At 50.5% G+C, this 23,815-nt stretch carries 19 protein-coding genes; 8 read left to right on the top strand and 11 right to left on the bottom strand.

Translation table 11 applies throughout. The features are described from left to right. Window positions 1-231: 231 nt before the first annotated feature. From HGH92_RS22865 to HGH92_RS22840, 6 genes are all read right to left on the bottom strand, one after another. A complete protein-coding gene (locus tag HGH92_RS22865) occupies window positions 232-990 on the bottom strand; it encodes a glycosyltransferase family 2 protein (protein WP_168873055.1) in 759 nt (252 codons plus the stop codon). Window positions 991-1,000: 10 nt separating this feature from the next. Further along, complete coding sequence (locus HGH92_RS22860; RefSeq protein WP_168873054.1) at window positions 1,001-2,086, bottom strand: DegT/DnrJ/EryC1/StrS family aminotransferase; 1,086 nt, start codon at window positions 2,084-2,086, stop codon at window positions 1,001-1,003. Window positions 2,087-2,092: 6 nt separating this feature from the next. Continuing rightward, window positions 2,093-2,464 (bottom strand): sugar 3,4-ketoisomerase, encoded by a 372-nt coding sequence (locus tag HGH92_RS22855; protein ID WP_168873053.1) that lies wholly within the window; start codon window positions 2,462-2,464, stop codon window positions 2,093-2,095. A gap of 9 nt (window positions 2,465-2,473) precedes the next feature. Next, the gene (locus HGH92_RS22850) at window positions 2,474-3,475 is read right to left on the bottom strand and encodes a glycosyl transferase (protein ID WP_168873052.1); all 1,002 of its coding nucleotides are present in this window, start codon (window positions 3,473-3,475) and stop codon (window positions 2,474-2,476) included. Window positions 3,476-3,484: 9 nt separating this feature from the next. Beyond that, on the bottom strand, window positions 3,485-4,129 hold the full coding sequence (locus HGH92_RS22845) for a methionine biosynthesis protein MetW (protein WP_168873051.1): 645 nt from the start codon (window positions 4,127-4,129) through the stop codon (window positions 3,485-3,487). Between the two features lie 73 nt (window positions 4,130-4,202). Continuing rightward, window positions 4,203-5,111, bottom strand: a complete 909-nt coding sequence (locus HGH92_RS22840; RefSeq protein WP_168873050.1) for a glycosyltransferase family 2 protein — start codon at window positions 5,109-5,111, stop codon at window positions 4,203-4,205. Window positions 5,112-5,299: 188 nt separating this feature from the next. Between HGH92_RS22840 and HGH92_RS22835 the strand changes: the two genes are divergently transcribed. Next, complete coding sequence (locus tag HGH92_RS22835; RefSeq protein ID WP_168873049.1) at window positions 5,300-6,790, top strand: lipopolysaccharide biosynthesis protein; 1,491 nt, start codon at window positions 5,300-5,302, stop codon at window positions 6,788-6,790. Here HGH92_RS22835 and HGH92_RS22830 read toward each other — a convergent pair. Then, window positions 6,787-7,458 (bottom strand): C40 family peptidase, encoded by a 672-nt coding sequence (locus HGH92_RS22830; protein WP_168873048.1) that lies wholly within the window; start codon window positions 7,456-7,458, stop codon window positions 6,787-6,789. The genes HGH92_RS22835 and HGH92_RS22830 overlap by 4 nt on opposite strands. 124 nt (window positions 7,459-7,582) lie before the next feature. Here HGH92_RS22830 and dnaE point away from each other — a divergent pair, with 124 nt between their 5' ends. The 5 genes from dnaE to HGH92_RS22805 all read left to right on the top strand — a co-directional run bounded on the left by dnaE (window position 7,583) and on the right by HGH92_RS22805 (window position 15,683). Then, window positions 7,583-11,224: a DNA polymerase III subunit alpha gene (gene dnaE, locus HGH92_RS22825; protein WP_168873047.1), complete on the top strand. Its 3,642-nt coding sequence runs from the start codon at window positions 7,583-7,585 to the stop codon at window positions 11,222-11,224. A 105-nt stretch (window positions 11,225-11,329) separates the two neighbouring features. Beyond that, the gene (trxA, locus tag HGH92_RS22820) at window positions 11,330-11,647 is read left to right on the top strand and encodes a thioredoxin (protein WP_168873046.1); all 318 of its coding nucleotides are present in this window, start codon (window positions 11,330-11,332) and stop codon (window positions 11,645-11,647) included. Between the two features lie 163 nt (window positions 11,648-11,810). Beyond that, window positions 11,811-13,952, top strand: coding sequence for a M43 family zinc metalloprotease (locus HGH92_RS22815; RefSeq protein ID WP_168873045.1), 2,142 nt, complete (start codon window positions 11,811-11,813; stop codon window positions 13,950-13,952). Beyond that, on the top strand, window positions 13,949-15,133 hold the full coding sequence (mqnE, locus tag HGH92_RS22810; protein ID WP_168873044.1) for an aminofutalosine synthase MqnE: 1,185 nt from the start codon (window positions 13,949-13,951) through the stop codon (window positions 15,131-15,133). The genes HGH92_RS22815 and mqnE overlap by 4 nt, the downstream gene beginning before the upstream one ends. 7 nt (window positions 15,134-15,140) lie before the next feature. Next, window positions 15,141-15,683 carry a DUF192 domain-containing protein gene (locus HGH92_RS22805; RefSeq protein WP_168873043.1) on the top strand — a complete coding sequence of 181 codons (543 nt, stop codon included), beginning with the start codon at window positions 15,141-15,143 and terminating at the stop codon, window positions 15,681-15,683. Window positions 15,684-15,767: 84 nt separating this feature from the next. Here HGH92_RS22805 and HGH92_RS22800 read toward each other — a convergent pair whose 3' ends face one another. From HGH92_RS22800 to HGH92_RS22790, 3 genes are all read right to left on the bottom strand, one after another. Further along, entirely contained in the window at window positions 15,768-16,133 is a 366-nt protein-coding gene (locus tag HGH92_RS22800; protein WP_168873042.1) for a GreA/GreB family elongation factor, read from the bottom strand. 19 nt (window positions 16,134-16,152) lie between these two features. Continuing rightward, entirely contained in the window at window positions 16,153-17,715 is a 1,563-nt protein-coding gene (locus HGH92_RS22795) for an FMN-binding glutamate synthase family protein (RefSeq protein WP_168873041.1), read from the bottom strand. A gap of 269 nt (window positions 17,716-17,984) precedes the next feature. Continuing rightward, window positions 17,985-20,273, bottom strand: coding sequence for a c-type cytochrome (locus tag HGH92_RS22790; protein WP_168873040.1), 2,289 nt, complete (start codon window positions 20,271-20,273; stop codon window positions 17,985-17,987). A 312-nt stretch (window positions 20,274-20,585) separates the two neighbouring features. On the opposite strand from HGH92_RS22790, the gene HGH92_RS22785 reads away from it, so the two are divergent. Both HGH92_RS22785 and HGH92_RS22780 read left to right on the top strand, forming a co-directional pair. Then, window positions 20,586-21,707, top strand: a complete 1,122-nt coding sequence (locus HGH92_RS22785) for an acyltransferase family protein (RefSeq protein WP_168873039.1) — start codon at window positions 20,586-20,588, stop codon at window positions 21,705-21,707. 95 nt (window positions 21,708-21,802) lie between these two features. After that, on the top strand, window positions 21,803-23,068 hold the full coding sequence (locus HGH92_RS22780; protein WP_168873038.1) for a NupC/NupG family nucleoside CNT transporter: 1,266 nt from the start codon (window positions 21,803-21,805) through the stop codon (window positions 23,066-23,068). 270 nt (window positions 23,069-23,338) lie between these two features. On the opposite strand, the gene HGH92_RS22775 is transcribed toward HGH92_RS22780, so the two are convergent. Further along, window positions 23,339-23,737 carry a DUF4259 domain-containing protein gene (locus HGH92_RS22775; protein WP_168873037.1) on the bottom strand — a complete coding sequence of 133 codons (399 nt, stop codon included), beginning with the start codon at window positions 23,735-23,737 and terminating at the stop codon, window positions 23,339-23,341. Between the last annotated feature and the right edge of the window lie 78 nt (window positions 23,738-23,815).

Below are 23,815 nucleotides of genomic sequence, written 5' to 3'. Positions count from 1 at the left end.
ACAAATATGAAAGGCAGGCCTAAACGGCCTGCCTTTTTTGTTCCCAGGGCTTCAGCTCTGGGAAACGATATGTTTTAAGATTCTTTCGATGATGAATTCCAGCGTTTACAAATACCCCCACCCCAAGACCTGGCTTAAATTGCTTCCTGCGTAAACTTCAAAAACCATAAGTTAAAAGAAACTGAAACACATCGTAGCCCAGGGCTTCAGCCCTGGGTATGCGAAATACAATTAATATTTTTTCGAGAAGATATACCGCAACCCGATAAACAGGTGATGCGTGAAATTAGGGATGTGCCCGTAATACCGGCTCAGTATTTTGTACCGCTCCTTCCATGCCAGCTGTTGCCGTTGCTTGGAAGTGCCGCCCACCCTGAACTTCGACACAGTGATATGTGTATTGCAAATATGACGGGAAGCCTTTAATGTTCTGATCATCCAGTCGATGTCTGCGCATACTTTATATTGCAGATCGTAGAGCGGGCTCAGTTTCCGGCGTATGATATATGCCTGATGAGACACCACCATGCCATGTTTCAGGCTTTTCCAGTTGAGCTGCGCCGGTACTTTATGCGGCGTTTGCTCAGAGCGCAGCCCCAGTTCATTGCCCTGCTCATCGATGAACATCGCCTCTCCGTAATATACGTCTGCATCCGGGCAGCTGTGCATCATTTTTTCGATCACTGTATCATCCGCAAGGATATCGTCTGCATTGAGGAACAGCAGGTATTCGCCGGTAGCCAGCTGCATCCCTTTGTTCATGGCATCATACAGGCCGTTGTCTTTCTCTGATACCACGCGGGCGATGCGGGAGCGGTATGGCGCTATCACTTCCAGCGTATTGTCTTTCGACGCACCGTCTATAATGATATATTCGATATGCGGGTACGTCTGTGACAGCACGCTTTTGATGGTGCTTTCAATAAACCTGCCTGCATTGTAACATACCGTAATAATGCTGACAACCGCTGATGATCGTTTATCCGACACAGTTATAGCTTTAAAATTTATTGATCACTTCCACTACCTTTTCTATATCTGCGGTGGTATGGCAGTAGGAACATGGCAGACTGAGGGTAGTACGGTGTATCTCTTCGGAGATCGGGTACGAATCACCTTCAATAATGCCTTTCATCGCTTTCTGCCGGTGCGGCGGCAACGGGTAGTGGATATCTGTTTTTACACCATTGTCCAGCAGGAACTGTTTCAGTTCATCGCGGCGCTCGTGACGGATATTGTAGATATGGTACACATCAAAATAGTCAGGGTGTACCACTGGTTTGATAAAATCGTTTTTCAGCCCCTGGTGATAAACATCGGCCAGTTTTCTTTTATGTTCGGTGATCTGTGCGAGATATTTGAACTTCACGCTCAGAAAAGCAGCCTGCACTTCATCCAGGCGGGAGTTGTAGCCTACCACTTCATTGTAGTATTTAACATCGGAGCCATAGTTGCGTAGCCGGCGGATAGCGGTGGCCAGTTCATCGTCATTGCAAAGCACTGCGCCAGCGTCGCCAAGGGCGCCGAGATTTTTGGTCGGATAAAAACTGAATGCGCCGAATTCCCCGAAAGTACCGGTCAGCTGCCCTTTGAAAGAGGCGGCATGTGACTGGGCGCAATCTTCTATCAGCACCAGGTTATGTTTTTCCTTGATGGCCATGATCTTGTCCATCTCACAGCTTTTACCATACAGATGTACCACCATGATGGCACGGGTACGGGGCGTGATCGCTGCCGGAATTTTTTCCGGGTCAATATTGTAGGTATTGATGTCCGGTTCCACCAGCACGGGTTTCAGGCCGCACTGCGCGATAGACAGGATAGTAGCGATATACGTATTGGAAGGCACGATCACTTCATCGCCTGGGGTGAAGTTGAAGGCGCGCAGACTCAGGATCAGCGCATCGAGGCCGTTGGCCAGCCCGAGGCAGTGTTTTACACCGTGATAAGCGGCGTAATCGGTTTCAAATTCCTTTACTTTATTGCCCAGTATATACCAGCCGCTTTCCAAAGTATCATTGAAAGCCGCCCTGAATTCATCAAAGAAAGGCTTGTTCAGTAAGCCGAGGTTCTCATAATCGATCATAACCTGTCAATTGTCGTAAGGTTCGTAAATATAATCCGCCGGGTCAAAAGGAGTAGACGCCATCACCAGCAATACCGCGTCGGGCGTAAAGTGGTGCATGGTATGCCAGTCTTCCGGTTCCAGTATCAGGCATTTGTTGGGATGGTCCAGCACGAAGTCGGTCTGCTCTCCTTTGCCATTGTTGTTGGACACAATACAGCTGCCATGCACGCAGATGGCGGCCTGTATGGTACGGTGATGCCGGTGGCCGCCTCTTACGGAATCATCCACGCCATAGATATAAAAGATCCTTTTGATATCGAAAGGGATCTGTTTTTCTATGACGGTAAGGTTCCCCCGTTTATCACTGTGTGTCGTCAGATTGATGATATGTGCCATACGTTGTATTTAAATCCCGGATTCCTTCAGGGGATATATATGATAAACATTTCTCAGTTTACGCCAGATGGTGACCAACGTAGCTTTCAGGCCTGATGGCCGGGGCCTCGCGCCATGCGGATCAAATGACGGGTCTACCGCCTGTATTCTCCGCTTGCATGCCTCCAGTTCCAGGATATATGGTTCATAGAACAACTTTTTTACGGCCGGCGTGATAATACGCCTGCCCAGTTCTATGGTATTATCGGTAAAATACTTCAGGTAATGGAAATGGTAAAATATCGGGTCAAATTCCTTACCGGTGCTGATTTCACGGCAACGTAGCCTGTCACCGTTTTTAAAGACGTCGTACTGCTGGATATTCCAGAGGGCAAGACCGCCGCCCAGGTTTTCCATCACCCATACGTTCAGGAAACGGGAAGGCCAGTCGTCCAGGTACTTCTGATCGCCAAACTTACCGTCTTCATGACGGTCGTAGCACCAGTCGAGGCAGGCGTTGCGCCACCACTGTAATGCTTCCATGCCCCAGCGGTTGTTGCGGAAAGTGATGTACTGCACGCAATACTTGCCGCTCAGTTTACTTTTATCGTACTGCGGCGTATAACGATGCTCGGTGATCATCACGGAATGGTTGCCCATCTCCTCCATCAGCACATGAGGATCGTTATAAAAAAGCAGGTCCGCATCGATATAGGTACAATGCGGCAACTGAAACTGTTGAATACAATATAAAATCGTGGAAGAGCTACAGGTCCAGCAGTATTCCGCGCGATTGCGGCCTGGCTTCACCTTCAGCAGCTCCGGGTCTTCAAATTCCGCCAGGGAGATCACTGTCAGGTGCGGCAGCGCCATCTTCCGCAATACAGACAGACATTTGTCGTCAAAAGCAAAAACGTACAGGTGGAAATCGGAACATACCGCCGCCAGCGAAGTGTACATGGCCAGCCCACGGGACAAATAATTACTGTCAAACAGCGTACAATAGTATAATGTAGTATCTCTTTCGTTCATAATCAGGTTTTATTCCTTCTCCGTTTCCAGGATAATGGTTTTGCGAAACCACCCGGGAAACAGCCCTCCAAGCGCATCGATCAGCTTAAAGCCGGCCGACACGTACAACTTCCTTTTCACATGCAGTCCGCCTACTGCCTGCAGCAGCTCATAAAAATCGCGAACAGACAGCTGATGGATATGCCCGGTATTATACCAGCGGTAGCCAAACAGCATCCGGGTAGGCATTCTGCCGTTGACCAGCATGTCCAGGCGGTTCATAAAGTAGGCAAAGTTAGGAAATGAGACGATCTGACGGCGGGAAACCCTTTTCATCTCTGCCAATAACTTCTCCGGGTACATCACCATCTGGATGGTCACGTTGCATACTGCCACATCAAATTCGTTGTCTTCATAGGGCAATGTTTCATCAATGCGCCCCACTATCACGTCCAGTCCTTTCTGCCGGCATATCTCCACACCTGACCCGGAAAGTTCCATGCCCTTACAGCTGCATTGTGCCTCCTGTTGCATGGCTTCGATCAGCAACCCATTGCCGCAGCCCAGGTCCAATACTTTGTTTCCCTTGTCCAGTAAACTGATAATTTTACTGTATTCTGGTCTTCTGTTGACTGGAATCCCCGAATAGTCATAATTCCGGTTGTCATTGCGCATGAATATGGTGTTTTGATCGTTGATGCCGGCAGCCGGCCACATATCCGCTCACCTCCTTAAATGCCCGGCATTCTTATCTTTTTTTGATAAATCGTTTGATCTTCTGGACCAGGCCCAGTTTGGTGGACCTGAAATAGTCCTCAAAGGCTGCCGTTCCCTGCACACTGGCCTCCAGCGGCAATTTCTGCAATTGTATCGGTGTAGGTGACATCACCACTTCGTACTTCTCAGTATCCGCCTCATCCATATGTGTGGCAGATTCATCACCTCCGATGTTCTGCACCAGGGAACGGGACGGATATAAAGTCAGCATATTCTTCAGAAATGCGGAAGCATTCCAGCGGATAGCCCAGGAGTCGTTCTGGCCGCTGATCTGCTTGCGCAGCATTTTCATATAATCGTAGGTGTTATTAAAGTTAAATGTCCTGCCCTCTCCTTTCAGGCGGATGGCATCATACAGTTTCTGTCCGTCGGGCTCAAACTGTTTCCAGGCGCGGGCCCAGGTGGCCCATCCCCAGCAATCGGCCCCGCGGATAAAAAATGTTTCCGGCATTTTCTCCAGCAACGGATAAAGGTATCCGTGGATAGAAGCTACCTGCGGGTCGTCTTCATACAGGTCCAGCCCCTCGTTCATATACCGGAGGAAATAAGGCGACAGTACCAGGTCATCTTCCACGATGATAGCTTTACCGTGTTTTTCAATGACTTCCGTTACGCCGGTGATCACCGATTTGGCGAGGCCGTAGTTCTGTACCCGCTCGGCAATATGTACCGTGCCACACCACTTACGGCTGCGGATCACCTCCCGGGTGGCGGCAATCTGCTGCAACGTTTCTGCAGTAGCTCCTTCTTTCGGCCCATCCGCAAAAACATACAACTCACTCTCCGCCGCTTCCGGATTGAGCGCCAGGCTCTCCAGGGCTTTCCTGGTGATCTCCGGCCGCTTAAATGCGAAAAAAATAATCGGTGCTAATGTAGACATACGCTATTGATTATAATACTGCCGACAAGGCCGGCACTATTAGTACCTTACAAAATAAATTCATTATTGGGAGAACTGCAAAAACCATGAAAAAAATTACTTACTTGTTGTTCTTTCATACACAATTCCTAATACAAACCACCCCCGCTGGAAGATTCTTTCTATATTTGCGCTTCATAAAACAGGTAATGGGGATCATCCGAAAACAGAGCTTTTATTCATCCATATTCATCTACATAGGGTTTGCCTTCGGCGCCGTTAATCTGATCATGCTGATGCCGAAGATCTTCTCCAAAGAAGAAATCGGCCTTACCCGCGTACTGATCGACGTCAGCACCTTACTGGCCACGGTGGCCTCCCTTGGCGCCGTTCCGGTGATAAATAAGTTCTTCCCCTTTTATCACGACTATCTCAAACCGGAGAAAAACGACCTGCCCAAACTCACCCTCATCGTGTCCCTGATAGGGTTTATGTTGTTTGTGGCGTTCTCTGTTATATTCAAAGGACTGATTATCCGCAAGTTCAGCGGCAATTCCCCGCTCTTCATCACTTATTTTTCCGCGATCTATCCCCTCACCTTCTTTATACTGGCCTTTAACATGCTTGAAGGCTTTGCCTGGGGCCTGCACAAAACGGTGGCGTCCAACTTTCTGAAGGAAGGCGGTATCCGTATTATCTCCACCGTGATGCTGCTGGTCTTTGCTTTTGCCCATATCAGCTTTGCGCAATATATCAATGTATTCAGCCTGCCTTATGCTGTTGCCGCTATCGCGCTGTTAGTCATATTATGGCGTACCGGTCAACTGAAATTCAGTGGTGGCGGTATCAGCAATGTTACCCGCCGGTTGGGCAAACGTATGTTTATCTTCAGCAGCTATGTGTTTTCTTCCAATGTGTTCACCCTGCTGCGGAAAACCAACGATATCCTCATTATCTCCAGCATCAGCGGACTGGAAAATGCGGGCCTTTTCTCCTATGCCACATTCGTGATCAGCTTTATGGAGGTGCCGCAACGCAGCATGTACGCTATCACTACGCCCATTCTGGCCACCGCCTGGAAAAACAGGGACATGGCCAAAATACAGGAGCTGTACACCAAAAGCTCTATCACCCTGTCTATAGCCGGCGTCGGCATTTTCGGGGCCATATGGCTCTCTGTCAATAACCTGGTATTGTACCTGGGTCCCGGATGGCACCTGATCGTTCAGATCATCTTTATTCTCGGGCTCGCCAAAATGATCGATTTAGTGACAGGCATCAACAACCAGATCATTCAAACTTCCAACTACTGGCGCTTTGATTTTGTCAGCTCCATTGTCGTGGTGTTTATTTCCTTTTTCTGCAACCTGTACCTCCAAAGACGCATTGGCACGGTGGGCGCGGCTTACGCGGACCTTGTCACCGTAGCGATCTTCAACCTCGCGCGTTACCTTTTTATCTGGATACGGTTTGGTATGCAGCCCTTAAGCCTCAAAACCCTGTATGCGCTGCTGTTAGGCATTGGAGGCGTATTGCTGGTGCAGCAGCTCCCCTTCATGTTCAACATGTATGTAGACACCATCGTCCGCTCAGTCCTTTTCATGGGCCTGTTCGGTGTTGCGGTGATCAACACCCGCTTGTCGGAAGATGTCAACAATGCCTGGGAAATAGTAAAAGGAAAGATAGGACTTCGCTACTAAAGCCTGCCGCCACCGGCGAAATACCGCTTCCAGTAAGGCTCGTTCAGATCACTGATCATCACGCCGTTGCTGGTGGACGCATGCACAAATTTATCATTGTCGAGGTAGATGCCTACATGAGAGATACGTTTGTGGTGGATCTTGAAGAAGACCAGATCACCTTCCCGGAGGTCACGCTCTTTTAAGTGTTGTCTTACCTTACTGTACAGCTCCACGGAATTACCCGTCAGCGCATACTGGAACACGGCGCTCATCAGCGTATTCACAAAGCCGGAGCAATCAATACCGTCGCGGGTTTTACCACCCAGCCGGTAAGGCGTGCCCCACCATTCTTCAATAAAGTTATATAGATTGTAGTTTAATACGTTCTCCACCGGCACGTCCAGCAACTGCGCATATTTAAACTGCCAGCTCTGGGCATTTTCCAGGTTGGCGCTGGCATAGGTAACATTTTTACCGATGCTCACATTTTTGTTGTTGTTATAGGAAGAAGAGCCGTGCGTGCGCCCCGGCGTATTGATATGGTCCAGGAAGGTAATGCGGCGGGATTCAGACACGGTCGGCGTGTTGCCATGTTTCACGGTACTTTTTTTGATGGTAGAACAGGAACCTAATGCCATTGCACAAACCGATAATTTCATCCATAAATGTCCCTTAATACTCATCATAGTGTCTGGTTAAAAAAATTTTGCGCTAAAATATTGATTTATGACTAATTATGAACGCAAATAATGGATTTTTATTGAACCAAATTCTATCGTACTTTTGACGCCTGACGAAACAGCTTAGCAGATGATCTTTTCCCACTTACACGTACACACGCAATTTTCCTTACTGGATGGTGCAGCCGATATCAAATCACTGTACAAAAAAGCCATGGCCTCCAATCAGCCGGCACTGGCCATCACGGACCATGGAAATATGTTTGGTGCCTTCCAGTTTGTGGCAGAAGCGTATAACAACAAACTCAATCCCGGTGATCCAAAGGATAAAAGACTCAAAGTAAAACCCATCGTGGGGTGTGAGTTCTATCTCGTGGAAAACCGCCACAAACGCGCCTTCACACGCGAAGAGAAAGATATCCGTTACCATCAGGTGTTACTGGCCAAAGACGACGAAGGATACCGTAACCTGATCAAACTCTGTTCTCTTGGTTATATGGAAGGCCTTTATGGCAAATATCCGCGTATCGACAAAGAGCTGATATTACAATACCACAAAGGCCTGATCGCCACTACCTGCTGCCTCGGCGCCTCCGTGCCTAAAACCATCCTGCGCAAAGGAGAAGAAGAAGGCGAAAAGGAATTTAAATGGTGGCTCGATATCTTCGGTGACGATTTTTATGTGGAAATGCAGCGCCATGGCATCCCTGAGCAAGACCAGGTCAACCATGTGCTGCTGAAATACGCCGCCAAATACAATGTGAAAATCATCGCCTCCAACGATTCCCACTACGTGGACCAGGCAGATGCCAACGCACACGACATCCTGCTCTGTATCAACACCGGCGAGAAAAAAAGCACGCCTACCAACAAAGAATTTTCTGACGACGAAGCGGCACCTAAAAACACCCGCTTCGCATTCTATAACGATCAGTTCTATTTTAAGACCACGGAGGAAATGACCGCGCTGTTCCATGACCTCCCACAGGCAATAGACAACACCAACGAGATCGTGGACAAAGTACAGCTGCTGGACCTGAAGCGCGACATCCTGCTGCCCAACTTTCCCATCCCGAAAGAGTTCCTCACGCAGGACCAGTACCTGCGGCACCTCACCTACGAAGGCGCCCGCACCCGGTACCGGGAAATGACCGCGGACATTGAAGAACGTATCAACTTTGAATTGCAGGTAATCGAAAACATGGGTTTTGCCGGTTACTTCCTCATCGTATCGGACTTCATTAAAGCAGGACGTGACCTTGGCGTATTCATCGGCCCGGGCCGTGGTTCCGCCGCCGGTTCAGCCGTGGCCTACTGTATCGGCATCACCAATATCGACCCGATCAAATACAACCTCCTGTTCGAACGTTTCCTCAACCCGGACCGTAAGAGCATGCCCGATATTGATACGGACTTCGATGATGAAGGCCGTCAGAAAGTAATTGACTACGTAGTACAGAAATACGGCCGCAACCAGGTAGCGCAGATCATCACCTACGGTACCATGGCCGCCAAAATGAGTATCAAGGACGTTGCCCGTGTAATGGACCTGCCACTGGTGGAATCCAACTCACTGGCCAAACTGGTGCCGGAAAAACCCGGCATACAGCTGGACCGTATCTTCAACGCCCCGTTGGAAGGCGACAAGAGCCTGGCAGATAAAGAAGGCCTCGCCGGCGAAGACATTGAAAACGTAAAACGCCTTCGTGAACTGATCAAAGGAGAAGACCTGCAGGGCGAAGTGCTCCGCGAAGCCTGCGTACTGGAAGGGTCTGTCCGTAACACCGGTATCCACGCGGCTGGTATCATCATTGCCCCGCAAGACCTGTACGACCTCATCCCCGTATCCACCGCCAAAGACTCAGACCTCCTCGTTACCCAGTTCGAGGGCAGCATCATCGAATCTGCCGGCGTAATCAAGATGGACTTTTTGGGCCTGAAAACCCTTACCATCATCAAAGGCGCTCTGGAACTGATCCGCATGAACCATGGCGTGGAAATTGAAATCGACAATATTCCGCTGGACGACGCGCTGACATATGAACTGTACCAGAAAGGCGAAACCAACGCCACGTTCCAGTTCGAGTCGCCCGGCATGCAGAAATACCTCCGCGAACTGAAACCGGACCGTTTCGATGACCTCATCGCGATGAACGCCTTGTACCGTCCGGGACCGCTCGAGTACATCCCGTCCTTCATCCGCCGTAAACACGGACTGGAGCCGGTTACTTTCGACCTGCCGGACATGGAGGAACACCTCGCGGAAACCTACGGTATCTGCGTATACCAGGAACAGGTAATGTTGCTCAGCCAGAAGCTGGCCAACTTCTCCCGTGGTGACGCGGACATTCTCCGTAAAGCGATGGGTAAAAAACAAATCGCGGTACTGAACAAGATGAAGGCCCAGTTCATGGAAGGTTGCGCCTCCCATGGCTACGACCTGAAAGTCTGCGAAAAAGTATGGACCGACTGGGAAGCCTTCGCCTCCTATGCGTTCAATAAATCGCACGCCACCTGCTACGCTTTCGTCGCCTACCAGACCGCTTACCTCAAAGCCCACTACCCTTCCGAATACATGGCGTCTGTACTGAACTGCGCCAGCAACATTGAGAAGATCACCTTCTTCATGGAAGAATGTAAACGCATGGGCATCGACGTATTGCCGCCGGATGTGAACGAATCCCTGAAAGGTTTCGCGGTGAACAAAAAAGGACAGATCCGTTTCGGCCTCGGTGGCCTGAAAGGCGTGGGTGAAGCCGCCGTGGAAAACCTCCTCGAGGAAAGGAAAAAAGACGGCCCTTTCAAAACAGTGTTCGACTTCATCAAACGTGTGAACCAACGTGCTGTCAATAAAAAATCACTCGAGGCCCTGATTATGTCCGGCGCTTTCGACTGCTTCCCCGAATTCCACCGGGCACAGTATTTCCACAAACCGGAAAACGAGCCCATGAACGGTCTTGATAAAATCGTGAAATTCGGCCAACAGGTGTCCGCAGGCTCTTCCAACCTTGGCAGCCTCTTCGGTGCTGAAGACATGCCGGACGTGGAACCACCCAAAATTCCCAACTGCGACCCCTGGCCGCTGATCATGAAGCTCAATAACGAACGGGACATTACCGGTATCTATATCTCCGGCCATCCGCTGGATGATTACCGTTTTGAACTGAAGCATTACCATATGAACAACGTGCAGGAGCTTGTGGAGTACCAGGCAGAGATCAGCACGCCCGGCAGTTCCGGCGGCCGCTCCCGCGAACGGAATTTCCGCCTCGCAGTGTATGTCACCAATGCCCAGGAAAGGATTTCCCGCAACAACCGGCAGTTTGGCATTATGACGATAGAAGACTACAGCGGCAAATTTGAATTTGCCCTGTGGAGCGAGGACTTCATCCGGTTTGCACCTTACCTGAAACCCGGCCTCTGCCTGTTTATCAACGGCGGCTTTAAATCCAAGCGCTTTAATGACAACGAATACGAGTTTAAGGTAAGCAGCATCCAGCTGCTGCAGGAAGTGAAGAAAACACATACCAAACAGGTGTTCCTGGCCACTTCCCCTAAACTGCTGAACCGCGAAACGGTAGACTTCCTCGTGGAAAACATCAACCGCTATCCCGGTAACAGTCAACTGCATCTGCAGCTGGTAGATATAGACGATAATCTGCAGGTAAAAATGCATACTTTCAACAGAAACATCGAGATGAATGACGAGTTGGCGCATTTCCTGCGAAAACAACCGGACCTCGATGTCTATATCGAGATAATCAATAAGTAAGATGTCAAAAAAGCAGTAATTTGCACTCGGTTCAAGTTTTGATCATATACACCAGTAGACAATCAAAAACAATCATTAATAAACACCTTTAAATTATAATATCTTATGGCTTTAGAATTCACAGACGCGAACTTCCAGACGGAAGTGCTGGATTCCGATAAATTAACAGTAGTTGATTTTTGGGCAGAATGGTGCGGTCCCTGCCGGGCTATCGGACCAGTTATTGAAGAACTGTCTAAAGATTACGCTGGTAAAGTAAACATCGGTAAAGTAAATGTTGACGTGAACCCGCAAATCTCTATCGACTACGGTATCACCAGCATTCCCGCTATCCTGTTCATCAAAGATGGCAAGGTGGTAGACAAACAGGTAGGAGCAGTACCTAAAGCTGTTCTGGACAAAAAAATACAGGCCAACCTGTAATGATATAAACGAAACTGAGTGATGAAAAAGCCCTTCCGTTCGACGGAAGGGCTTTTTTGTGCCCTTCTCTGTACACTGTGACAAAATTCCGGTTCCACTGCGTATATTACACTATCATCAAAACCAGAAAAACCATCTGATTCATCTCTAATAACAACGATCTTTGCGCCACACATTTATTATCCTGTTTACCTTACTTTACAGCCTGGCCGCCATTGGCCAGCGCCAATGCGGCACCGCCGTTGCCCTGCAGCAACGGGTGCTTGAACACCCTTCCCTGCAACAAGTGATCGACAACAATGAAAAGAAAATGCAACTGCTGCAACAGCGCCGCATGATGCGCGTGCAAACCGAAGCAGTGCCACAAAACGTCACTATCCCCGTAGTGGTGCATATTGTACTGGACAATCCCGACCTGGTCACCGATGCGCAGGTCATGTCCCAGATAGCCGTGCTAAACCAGGATTACAACGCCACCAATCCGGACGTTAGCCAGGTGCCCCCGGTATGGCAACCCATCATTGGCAATTCGCGCATCAGCTTCTGCCTGGCCCAGCGCACGCCCGGCGATGAGCCCACCACGGGCATCGTCCGCGTGAAAACAGCCGCCGGCCAAAGCTTTAGTATCAGCGGCGGCGCCCCCGACGCGAAATATGATCAGACCGGCGGTTCCGATGCCTGGGACACTCAAAAATACCTCAACATCTGGGTAACCCGCCTGTCGGGCAACTACCTGGGCGTGGCCGCCCCTCCGGGCAATGGTTACCCTGCCGAACAACTGGGCGTAGTGGTGCTTTATACCGCTTTTGGCACCACCGGCAGCGTAGGCCGTATCTATAACCTCGGTCGTACCACCACCCATGAAATAGGGCATTTCTTTGGCCTGAAACATATCTGGGGCGACGACGGTGGCACCTGCTCCGTAGATGACGGCATCGCCGATACCCCTTTGCAGGGCGACAATACCTACGGATGCCCCTCTTTTCCAAAAACCGACAATTGCAGCCCCAACTTCCCGGGGATCATGTTCATGAACTACATGGACTATAGCGACGACGCCTGTATGCACCTCTTCACCGCCGGCCAGACCGGCAGGATGCGCGATGTGCTGGAAAACATCGTCAGCAGCCTGATGGCGTCCAATGGCTGTACGCCCGTTGTGCTGCCGGCAAACGACGCCGCACTGACGGCCGTCAGCGGCGTCACCGGCAAACTTTGCGATAACCGTATCCTGCCCCGGGTGACCCTGCGCAACAAAGGCACCAATGCCCTCACCGCTGTGCGTATTTTGTACCGGCTCAACAATGGCGCGCTGGTCAACTACAACTGGCAGGGCAATCTGCCCAGCCTGCAGAGCGTAGACGTCCCCCTTCCTGCCTCGCAGGTGGCCGTAGGCGCCTATAACCTGCAAGCCTATACGCAATCGCCCAACGGTCAGCCAGACGCCAACGTGGCCAACGATACCGCTGCCAGCCGCTTCCACTTCGATGCGGAAGCACAACTGCCTTTTGAAGAAGGCTTTGAACAGGACAGTTTCCCGCCGCCGGGATGGGACATCTATAACCCCGACCGCAGCTTCACCTGGGAGCGTGACCGCAACGTGGGGCACAACAGTAAAGCATCGGCGCTGGTACGCAACAAAGGGTACAACGTCAACGACCAGACAGATGACCTCATCACCCCCGTGATCGATCCGCAGGCGCATGATTCCATTTTCCTGTTCTTTGACGTGGCCGCCGCCGTTTATTCCGATCCCAATATGACCGGCAACGTGTGGGACACCCTGCAGGTGCTGGTCACCAAAGATTGTCACCAGACAGGCGCCATCGCCTACAGCAAATGGGGCAAATACCTCATTACCCGTCCTACCGCCGTACAGGATGAATTCATCCCCAACAACAACGAATGGCGCCGCGATTCGGTGGACCTGACAGCGTTGGTAGGCAAAGACAAATTCCAGGTGGCTTTCCGGAATATCTCAAATGCGGAGAATAACATATATATCGACAATATCAGGATCGTTACCAAAGATATCAATCCGGACCTGCGCCAGGCCGGCGTATTGATTCATCCTAACCCTACTGACGGGCTGGTATGGATCAGCTTCTATGAACGGCCTTCCGACCTTCAGCAGGTGAACCTCTACAATGCCGCCGGACAACTCATCGCTTCCAAACCGGGTAATGCTGTTGGCCCCAACAACCGGATGACCTTTAATTTGGTAAATGAGCCAAATGGTGTTTATTTTGTAAAATTAATTTACAGGAACAGGGCCAACACCATTAAATTAATGAAAGTAAGATGACGATGAGACAAGATTACCCGGCAGTTCAGACACTTCTTCAGCAACCTTCTCTGGATACTGACCTGAAGAACATTGCAGAAAAAATCCTGCGTCAGGAAAGAATTACGCCCGCAGAAGGGCTGACCTTATTTGAGAAAGGCGACGTCTGCTTTTTAGGCGCACTGGCCAACCATGTGCGGGAACGCATGCACGGCGACAAGACTTACTTCAACCGTAATTTTCATATCGAGCCTACCAACGTATGTGTTTTCACCTGTCATTTCTGCTCCTATTCCCGGCTGTATAAAAACCGTGAAGACGGATGGGAACTGAGCATCGACCAGATGCTGGACATCGTGAAAAGCTACGACGGGCAGCCTGTTACGGAAGTCCACATTGTAGGCGGCGTACATCCCAAGATGCAGCTGGACTTCTTCGTGGAACTGATCAAAAAAATCAAGGCGCACCGCCCCGATCTTCATATCAAAGGGTTTACCGCTGTGGAACTGGACTATATGTTCCGTAAAGCCAAAGTAAGCGTAGAAGAAGGGATGCGCATCCTCAACGAAGCAGGCCTGCAATCCATGCCTGGCGGCGGCGCTGAAATCTTCCATCCGGACGTACGGGCTAAAATCTGCCATGACAAGGTAGATGCTGATGGATGGCTGGCTATCCACCGCGCTGCGCACAACCGCGGCATGGTCACCAACGCCACGATGCTCTACGGCCACATTGAATCCTACGAGCACCGTATCGACCATATGGAACGTTTACGACAGCTGCAGGATGAAACACATGGCTTCAATACCTTTATCCCGCTGAAATTCAGGAACAAGGGCAACGATATGTCCGATATCCCGGAATCCTCTATCGTGGAAGACCTGAAGCTGTACGCAGTGGCCCGGTTGTATATGGACAACTTCTCCCATATCAAGGCTTACTGGCCTATGCTGGGAAGAAATACCGCACAGCTGACCCTCTCCTTCGGCGTAAATGACCTGGACGGTACCATCGATGATACCACCAAGATCTACAGCATGGCCGGCGCGGAAGAACAAAACCCTTCCATGAACACCGCCCAGCTGGCACAACTGATCAAACAAGCCGGCAGAAGGCCCGTTGAACGCGATACCGTGTACAATGAAATCAAAGATTATACAGACGTCGTTTTCTCCGATGAGGAGCTACTACTGACTAAATAATATCCTTATGCAGCTACCGTTCAAATACCTGTTGATAGCCGCCCTGTATGTGTCCGGCTGTAACAACAATTCCGGCAACAACAACAGCGCCGCCACCACGGACACCGGTACCGGCACTACCGCCGGCACGGAATCCCCAACACAGGTCACTTCCAACGGCAGCGAATTCAAAAAGGAAGCGTCCCTGGTGTTTTTGTCCAAAAACAAGGCAGACACCATCCGCAAAATAGATATCCAGCTGGCACAAACCGATCAGCAGCGGGAAGACGGGCTGATGTACCGTAAATCCATGACTGATGACCAGGGCATGCTGTTTATCTTCCCGGATATGGAAGAGCGTTCCTTCTGGATGAAAAACACCTACATCTCCCTCGATATCATCTACCTGGACGATAAACTGGAGATCGTGTCTATCCAGAAATATGCCACCCCGCTGTCAGAACAAAGCCTGCCCTCCTTCAAGAAAGCACAATACGTGCTGGAAGTCAATGGCGGTTTCTGCGATAAATACCACGTCAATTACGGCGACCACGTTGTTTATCACAAATGACAATATAAAAGAGAAGCCCCGGCAGACGCCGGGGCTTTTTTTGCTTGATACATATTTGATCGCTAACATTATAGCCTTTTAAAACTATCCTTCGTTCGCCACCCGCAGAATGTGCAGCTGGGTTTTGCCCGCAGGCACTTCCCAGTCGATGGTGTCGCCGGCGCTATAGCCCAGCAGGGCCGTGCCTATAGGTGAAAGAATAGAAAGTTTACCCAGTTGAATATTGCTGGCGGCAGGTAATACCAGCTGCACTTCCCGCACAGCGCCGCTGCGCTCATCCCTGAACTGCAGCGTGGAATTTACCTGTACCACATCGTCGGGTACTTTTGTTTTCCGGATAACCGCCCTGTCCAGCTCCTCTTTCAGTTTAGCCGTACCCGGGGCGTGGTAACAAAGTGTTTTCAGAATGTCATAATCATGTTGGGACACTACAATCTGTTTCTTTTTCATAAAAACAGGTTTTAATCAATTAATTAACTGACTGCCCCGGAATAAGTGCCGCTCCGGCGGAACGGCCGTTGTCCGGTGCGTAAATTTCTTCATATGATCGTATATCCGTTCTCGTTACTCTTCTGTAAAGTGCGGCAGGATTGACCTGTTCAGGCGTTGCGAAGCCGCAGGCGCCCATCAGTTCAGCCAGTGCATATATGGTGTTGCGGTGGAAATTGGCCACACGCTCTTTTTTATCGGTCACATTTACGCCCTGGTACAAGGTCGGGTCTTGCGTGGCCACGCCTACCGGACAGCTGCCGCTATCGCATTGAAGCGCCTGTATACAGCCCAGTGCCAGCATCATGCCCCTGGCGCTGTAGCACGCGTCTGCACCTAATGCCAACACTTTCATGATGTCGAAACCGGTGATGATCTTGCCACTGGCCATAATTCTGATATGCTGTTTCAGGTCGTACTTCTTCAGCATATTCACCACAAAAGCCAGTGCATCATACAAAGGCATACCGATACTGTCCGTGAACTCCAGCGGAGCCGCACCAGTACCACCTTCTGCACCATCTACTGTAATAAAGTCGGGGTAGATACCAGTGTTGGTCATGGCTTTACAGATACGCTCAAATTCATCCTTGCGGCCTACGCACAATTTGAAACCCACCGGCTTGCCACCGGAGAGGGTACGCAGCTGCTGCACAAACGCCAGCATTTCATATTCGTTGCCAAAGGCAGTATGTGCTGCCGGCGACAACACGCTGACGCCTGGTTTCACCTTGCGGATAGCGGCAATTTCCGGCGTATTTTTCGCTGCCGGCAGTACTCCGCCCTTACCGGGCTTGGCACCCTGGCTCAATTTCAGTTCCACCATCTTTACAGCTGGTTCTGCAACCGTTCCGGCATATACCTCCGGTGAGAAATTACCTTTCTCATCGCGGCAGCCGAAGTAACCGGTACCGATCTGCCAGATCAGGTCACCGCCATGTTGCAGGTGATACGGACTAACGCCACCTTCCCCGGTGTTGTGGGCAAACCCGCCCACCTGTGCGCCACCATTGAGGGAAAGGATAGCGGTTTTACTCAGCGCACCGTAACTCATTGCGCTGATGTTGAGCAAACTTGCATTGTAAGGCTGACTGCATTGTTTGTTGCCAATGGTTACCCGCAACGCGTCCGGTTTTACTTTCGTAGGAAACGCTGTATGGGCGGCCCATTCGTAACCCGGCTCGTACATATCGGCGAGCGCGCCGAAAGCAACGGTCTGTTTTACGTCTTTCGCACGCTGGTACACTACCGCACGCTGACGACGGCTGAACGGCCGCCCGTCTGTGTCCGACTCGAAGAAATACTGCCGCATTTCCGGCCTGATGTGCTCCAGCAGGTAACGCAGCCTGCCCAGCAGCGGGTAGTTGCGCAGCAGGGCATGTTTGCCCTGGAAACGGTCAATCAATGTCAGTAATGTGACACCCACGGCCACCGGTAATAAAATCCATCCTGTTAAATAACCGCGATAAAGGCTTGCAGCCACGCTCACATCCAGCAACAGGCATAAAAGATAAACTGCCCATCGTGCTATCCGATGATTCATAAAACTTATTTTATAAGATTGTTTTGGAAATTGCTATATGGATCATACTACCAATACAAGCGTACAGGTATCATCCCCCCGGGTACAACTGTTACGATGCTAGAAGTTGCCCGGGCTTAATTGTTGAAGTCTTTTGGACAGGATAAAAACGGCAATAAAAACCCGCCCGTACAAATACGGAGTTGGCTACAGCAGGTCAATATGTAAGTTGCCTTGTTCACTTGTTGTAAATGAGCAGCAAAGATAGGCCTTTTATTGATATCCGCGCACTATTTGGTTAATTCCGCCGCGGTAAACGGTTTTTGACGGCCGTTTAACTGTTTGCGGACAGCTTTGATATCATCAACGGACACCTTTCCGGCTTTGTTGTTCCACGCGCTGCGTAAGAATGTAAGCAGTTCTGCAATGTCACTGTCATTGAATTCGTCGCTGCCACCGATACCTGGCATATCTCCGTTGATCTCAGGCGCTTTATACAGCTTGCCATGTACTTCCACCGGACCGGTAAGGCCATACAGCACAATGGCGGCGAACTTGTTTTTATCGCCGTTCACCCAGTTGCTTTCATTCAGCGGCGGTGCCATAGAAGCAATACCATTACCGTTTTTACCGTGACAGGTCTGGCAAACGGTGTTAAATATTTTATATCCCCTGGGATATTTCTCCGCCAATGCGTCCATCTTTTTGGCGCTGGCAGCATTGTCCATATTTTTCAGCACGTTGTTCAACTGTTTGTTCAATGCCAGTGCAGTATCCGGATTAAATGCCACCAGTTGTTTCAGGAGTGCGGCTTCCCGATTGACTGCATTGTTGACCAGCGCCGCGGCTATATAACGGTCACGCGCATACGCTTTCATCAGTTTTTCTTCGAGACGGCCGGCCGCAGCTTTATCCGCCTTGCCCAGCGCGGGCAACAAATACGCGACATACGGCGCAAAGAAAGGTTTGTCGGCCAGCGAGTCCAGCTTGCCTGCCGCGGCTTTGGCGGTCTTGCTGTCCAACACGGAAGGCAATGCGGCCAGTGCCTGCACTTTGTAGTCGTCGCTGCCTTGTTCCAGTATCACGGCCAGGTCGGCGTATGTCAACTGGTGCAGTCCTTCCAGCGTCCAGAGGGCGTGTACCTGCATCAGTGGCGTAGCGGTATTGGACAGCGCGGTGCGCAGTTCCGGTACCAGCGCGGTTAAACGATGGTCTATAATATGTTGTTGGGCTTTATCGCGCAGCGCGCCATTGAGATCATTCAACAACTGCAACAGCTGCTCCTGTTGCACCACAGTTTTCTTTGGACGCTGCCCTGCCGGAACGATGCGGTAAATACGGCCACAGCTGAGCGGCTGCGTCAGTTCCCGCATCTTGATTTCGTTCTTGAGGTAAGTGGTGATATACGTTTTGTGTTGCAGGATGCCGCGGTACATATCGGTGATGTACAGCGCCCCGTCCGGGCCGTTATATAATCCTGTGGGCCTGAAACGCTCGTCGGTGCTGGCCAGGAACTCTTTGCCCTGGTAGGCTTGTTTTCCGGTAACGATATAACCACTGTCTTTTAAAATATTCCGTTTGATGAGATTCGCCGAAGGTTCTGCTACGAAGGCGTTACCTGCATAGTCAGCCGGCAGAAGATGGCCCCGGTAGATCACCGGGCCGCAGGCGGCGGTGAACTCTACCAGCCGCAGGCTGTCGTCCAGTATGCCTTTCATGTAACCTCTGTTGACACCAGGTGTAGGATGCGCCGGGTATACGTGGTTGTCTTTCACTATTTTCTGGTCATAGCCGGCAGCGTTCTGCTGGTGCGGATTTTTACCGCCCAGGCCCGCCGGGAAATAATCTCCCAGCAGATTTTCAGAGTTGTTATTATAGAACAGCCTTCCTTTGTCGTCCTGTGTAATGCCCCACTGCCCACGGAAAGTAGTGGCTTCTTTCAGCCATTTATCGCCAACTTTGCGGTAGCGGCGGTCAGATTTGGCGTTGTATATCCAGTTGTCCAGCCCCCGCAAAAGCCCGTTAGGCTGGTGTTCCACATTACCGCCTGCAGCGTACATACTGTCCACCAGTACCTTTTTGCCGGGTTTGTCATTGTTGTTTTCGATAAACCATAATTGCGGCGGCGTAGCCACCAGCACGCCGTTTTCCACGAGGCATACCGCTCTGGGCAGCACCAGTGAATCGAGGAACACGGTCCTTTTGTCCATTACGCCGTCACCGGTGGTATCTTCCAGTATCACGATTTTGCCGTCGGGTTTATCTTCACCGGTACCGCTGGTATCCGGCATGAAACCCATCATTTCCACCACCCACATCCTGCCACGGTCATCGAAGACGGCGCTTACCGGTGCTACGACCATTGGTTCTGCTGCCACCAGCTGCACCTCCAGGCCTTTATCGACCGTCATGGCGCCAATGGCGGCCTTACCATCCAGCACGGGGGATTTGTTGAACTGCTTGCGCATGGCCAGCGAATCCCGTTCGTGTTTACTCATCCGGTCTTGTTGTGTTGTTTGTCCGCAGGCAAACCATGCCAGGGAAATCGTGGAAATGATCAGGTAATGAAAACGGCTCATGTATTTAATTCGATTGCAGAAACTAAAAATACATCTCTCGCGGTTTTTTGCAACTATTTTTTGATCAGGGGTAAAATCATTGGCGGATTTGGTGATGTAGAAATTTAAGAGAGTTTTTTCCGGTCATGTGCTCCCTTGGAGCAACTATCTTTTTTTACTATTATGGTGAAAATACTGGCTGTTATTGGGAAATCACTATAAGAAACCGCCTCGCCTGATAGCTAAATTTGCAGACGGCCCGGTTTTCAGAAGGGTATGTAGCATATAAACGGCCCGGTTAAATAACAAATTTCCAAATAACCCAATATCCAAATGCTTTCCACGTCATCAGCCAAACCGCATTATGAAGTACTCGACGGATTGCGGGGCACCGCTGCCATCACCATCGTTGTATTCCACTTTCTTGAGCTTGTATGGAGCGACTATAGCCAGAACCCGCTGGGGCATGGCTTTCTGGCGGTTGACTTTTTCTTCTGCCTGTCGGGCTTTGTGATTGGTTACGCCTATGACGGCCGGCTGGCGCAGATCGGGTACCGCGGATTTTTCCGCGGACGTTTACTGCGATTACACCCGCTGGTACCGCTGGGTTCCGTACTCGGTCTGCTCTCTTTCCTGTTTGACCCGTTTGGCGGCGATCCTTATGCACAGGGCGTTTGGCCTATCGTAGCGGGTTTTCTTTGTTCCCTGCTGCTGATACCTTTCCCGTGGCTGCCGGGAAGGGGTGGCGCACTTTTCCCGTTTAACTCTCCCACATGGTCCCTGTTTATGGAGTATTGCATCAACATCGTGTATGCATTGGTGCTAAACCGGCTGCATAAGGGCGTCACTTTGTTACTGACCGTACTGGCAGCCGGCTGGCTGGCCGTTACCGCCTGGCATGCCGGCACCCTGATCGGAGGTTGGGCCGACGCCAATATTATGGACGGTTTTGCGCGGGTGAGTTTCTCGTTCCTGGCGGGTTTGAGCGTGTACCGTTTTCAGTGGACACTACGTACGCGGCTGGGGTTTGTAGCATTATCACTGTTATTGCTGGCCACTTTTATGTGCCCTTATTTCGGGCAGAACTGGCTGACAGAGTGGTTGATCGTAGCCGCCGTTTACCCGCTGGTGATCGCGTTGGGCGCAGGCGCCACGGCCACGGGCTGGTGGTTGCATTGCTGCCGTTTTATAGGCCGGCTGTCTTATCCTTTATATATGACCCATATCTTTTTGATATGGCCATTCGGTAACTACTATGCGCAATACAAACCGGGACCGTTGCTGCTGACAGTGATCGTGGCAGTGGGCACCCTGGTATTGATGGCCATCGGTTACCTGGTTATGCGTTGGTACGATGAACCAGTGCGCCGATGGCTGAACGGCCGGTTGAAGTCAAAGACAGCCCAATCACTTGCTGGTGGCCGGCTGACAGAGGCCCCTACAAGACAGCTTTAAAACCACTGCGGAATTATGTCGTAAAATGACCAGGAATCGCAAAATAACTTATCTTCGTCGCCTTATTGCATACATTTTACGATTTATTTGCATTTATGGAACGCTTTCAGGGCTTAATCGGCATCGTCCTTATTTTGGGTATTGCCTTTTTGTTTTCCAACAACAGGAGTAAGATCAACTATCGGCTGGTGATAAGTGGTATTACGTTACAGGTAGTGATTGCGCTGCTGGTATTTAAAGTTCCTCCTATTACCTGGTTTTTCCAGCAAGTAGGCCACGCTATGGGTAAACTGGAAGCGTTTGCACGTCAGGGCGCAGCTTTCGTGTATGGTGGCATCGGGGTGTCTCAGCCTCCTACCGGTACAATAGCCGACTATGCCAGCGGCGGATTTGTTTTTGCTTTTAACGTGACGGCCACCATTATCCTGGTATGCGTACTGGTAGCGGTGTTATATCACTTCGGTATTATGCAGCGGATAGTGGCCGTGATTGCCCGTGCCATGAACATAGTGATGCGGGTGAGCGGTGCAGAAGCGCTCAGCAACGTGGCCAGCGCCTTCGTAGGCCAGGTGGAAGCACAGGTAATGATCCGCCCCTATCTTAATTCCATGACCAAAAGTGAGATACTCGCCTCTATGAGCGGCAGCCTTGCCTGTATTGCCGGCGGTATCCTCGTGGTATATGCCAATATGGGCTTCCAGGCCGGCATGGACATCGCGCCCTTCCTGATCACCGCCAGCCTGATGGCCGCCCCCGGCGCCCTGGTGATCTCCAAGATCGTATTTCCGGAAACAGAAGAAAGCGTGACCATGGGCCGTGTGAAGATGGAAGTAAAAAGTAACTACACCAACGTGATCGACGCTATTTCCCATGGCGCCGGCGACGGTTTTAAAATAGCCATGAACGTGATCGCCATGCTGATCGGCTTTATCGCACTGATAGCGCTGCTCGACTGGTGCCTGATCCACCTCGGCCATCTGGTAGGCCTGAGCTTCGACCTCAGCCTGGACTGGATCTTCGGTAAACTGTTCACCCCAATGGCATGGGCCATGGGCGTACCCAACCAGGATGTGAACAATGTGGCCACACTGCTTGGACAGAAACTTACGATCAATGAATTTGTGGCATTCAAAAGCATGACCAGCCACAGCGTTAAAATAGAATCCGCCAAAGCGATCACCATCGTCACCATCGCCATTGCCGGCTTCGCCAACTTCAGCAGCGTGGGCATGCAGATCGGTGGTATCGGTGAACTGGCGCCGGGCCGTCGTACAGACCTGGCCAAACTGGGGCTGAAAGCCCTGCTGTGTGGAACACTGGCCAGCTACCTGTCTGCGACGATTGCCGGTATTTTGCTGTAAGTGTTTATAGCTATTAGTCATTCAGTTACTACGCGCGTGTAATATCTCAATGTTTAAATAACTACATACCAATATAAAAGGCAAGGCCCGTATGAATCATCATACGGGCCTTGCCTTTTATATATCTTTACATGTTTTGATCAAACAGACTGCATGAATGGGCTGAATAAGACGCAGCACAATCCCTGCTTAAAAAGTCAATTGTCCTTAAGCATTGTTTTCCTGCGATCAGATCAGTGTTCGTCTCCGGGCAGTCCCGGTCATTACAGGTTAGAGTTCCAGTCTTTTCACCAGGGAAGCCTGAACAGCTGTCCATGCGTCGAGGCTACCGGCTTCTTCCCAGTAATTTTTCATTTCTGATGCGCTCAATATTTTGTTTACAGCAGCAACGGCCTGGCTTCTTAAACCTTTTGTTGCGATCAGGTTCAGGATGTCCAGTTTGTCCAGCGGATCTTCGGGAAAGTCTTCGCTTGGCTTGCCCATCAGCGCTGCCACCAGTTCAGCGGCGGCTAATCCTTCTTCGCAATCAGATACTTCCAGAGTTTCGGTGTTGTTGATGATACGTGCCAGCGTATCAGTTACCAAACCACCATCTTTGCTGTCGATCACGTCAAAAACCCAGTCTTGTGATCCATCATTTTCAAAATTCCTGGTGCCCCATGCGCCCATAGTGTGTAACGTTTTTTATTTTTTTAAAATAACGAAATAGAGAATAAAATTAATAGTCTCTCTTTACAACAACAAAAA

The organism is Chitinophaga varians (genome assembly GCF_012641275.1).
Lineage (GTDB): Bacteria > Bacteroidota > Bacteroidia > Chitinophagales > Chitinophagaceae > Chitinophaga > Chitinophaga varians_A.
Note: the sequence above shows the minus strand (reverse complement) of the source record. Positions and strands in the feature narration are given on the sequence as shown.

Bases quoted from the DNA above. Each gene is read 5' to 3' on its own strand.
- HGH92_RS22860 (WP_168873054.1), bottom strand. From the start codon at position 2,086: ATGATCGATTATGAGAACCTCGGCTTACTGAACAAGCCTTTCTTTGAT.
- HGH92_RS22855 (WP_168873053.1), bottom strand. From the start codon at position 2,464: ATGGCACATATCATCAATCTGACGACACACAGTGATAAACGGGGGAAC.
- HGH92_RS22850 (WP_168873052.1), bottom strand. From the start codon at position 3,475: ATGAACGAAAGAGATACTACATTATACTATTGTACGCTGTTTGACAGT.
- HGH92_RS22845 (WP_168873051.1), bottom strand. From the start codon at position 4,129: ATGCGCAATGACAACCGGAATTATGACTATTCGGGGATTCCAGTCAAC.
- HGH92_RS22840 (WP_168873050.1), bottom strand. From the start codon at position 5,111: ATGTCTACATTAGCACCGATTATTTTTTTCGCATTTAAGCGGCCGGAG.
- HGH92_RS22835 (WP_168873049.1), top strand. From the start codon at position 5,300: ATGGGGATCATCCGAAAACAGAGCTTTTATTCATCCATATTCATCTAC.
- HGH92_RS22830 (WP_168873048.1), bottom strand. From the start codon at position 7,458: ATGATGAGTATTAAGGGACATTTATGGATGAAATTATCGGTTTGTGCA.
- dnaE (WP_168873047.1), top strand. From the start codon at position 7,583: ATGATCTTTTCCCACTTACACGTACACACGCAATTTTCCTTACTGGAT.
- trxA (WP_168873046.1), top strand. From the start codon at position 11,330: ATGGCTTTAGAATTCACAGACGCGAACTTCCAGACGGAAGTGCTGGAT.
- mqnE (WP_168873044.1), top strand. From the start codon at position 13,949: ATGACGATGAGACAAGATTACCCGGCAGTTCAGACACTTCTTCAGCAA.
- HGH92_RS22805 (WP_168873043.1), top strand. From the start codon at position 15,141: ATGCAGCTACCGTTCAAATACCTGTTGATAGCCGCCCTGTATGTGTCC.
- HGH92_RS22800 (WP_168873042.1), bottom strand. From the start codon at position 16,133: ATGAAAAAGAAACAGATTGTAGTGTCCCAACATGATTATGACATTCTG.
- HGH92_RS22795 (WP_168873041.1), bottom strand. From the start codon at position 17,715: ATGAATCATCGGATAGCACGATGGGCAGTTTATCTTTTATGCCTGTTG.
- HGH92_RS22790 (WP_168873040.1), bottom strand. From the start codon at position 20,273: ATGAGCCGTTTTCATTACCTGATCATTTCCACGATTTCCCTGGCATGG.
- HGH92_RS22785 (WP_168873039.1), top strand. From the start codon at position 20,586: ATGCTTTCCACGTCATCAGCCAAACCGCATTATGAAGTACTCGACGGA.
- HGH92_RS22780 (WP_168873038.1), top strand. From the start codon at position 21,803: ATGGAACGCTTTCAGGGCTTAATCGGCATCGTCCTTATTTTGGGTATT.
- HGH92_RS22775 (WP_168873037.1), bottom strand. From the start codon at position 23,737: ATGGGCGCATGGGGCACCAGGAATTTTGAAAATGATGGATCACAAGAC.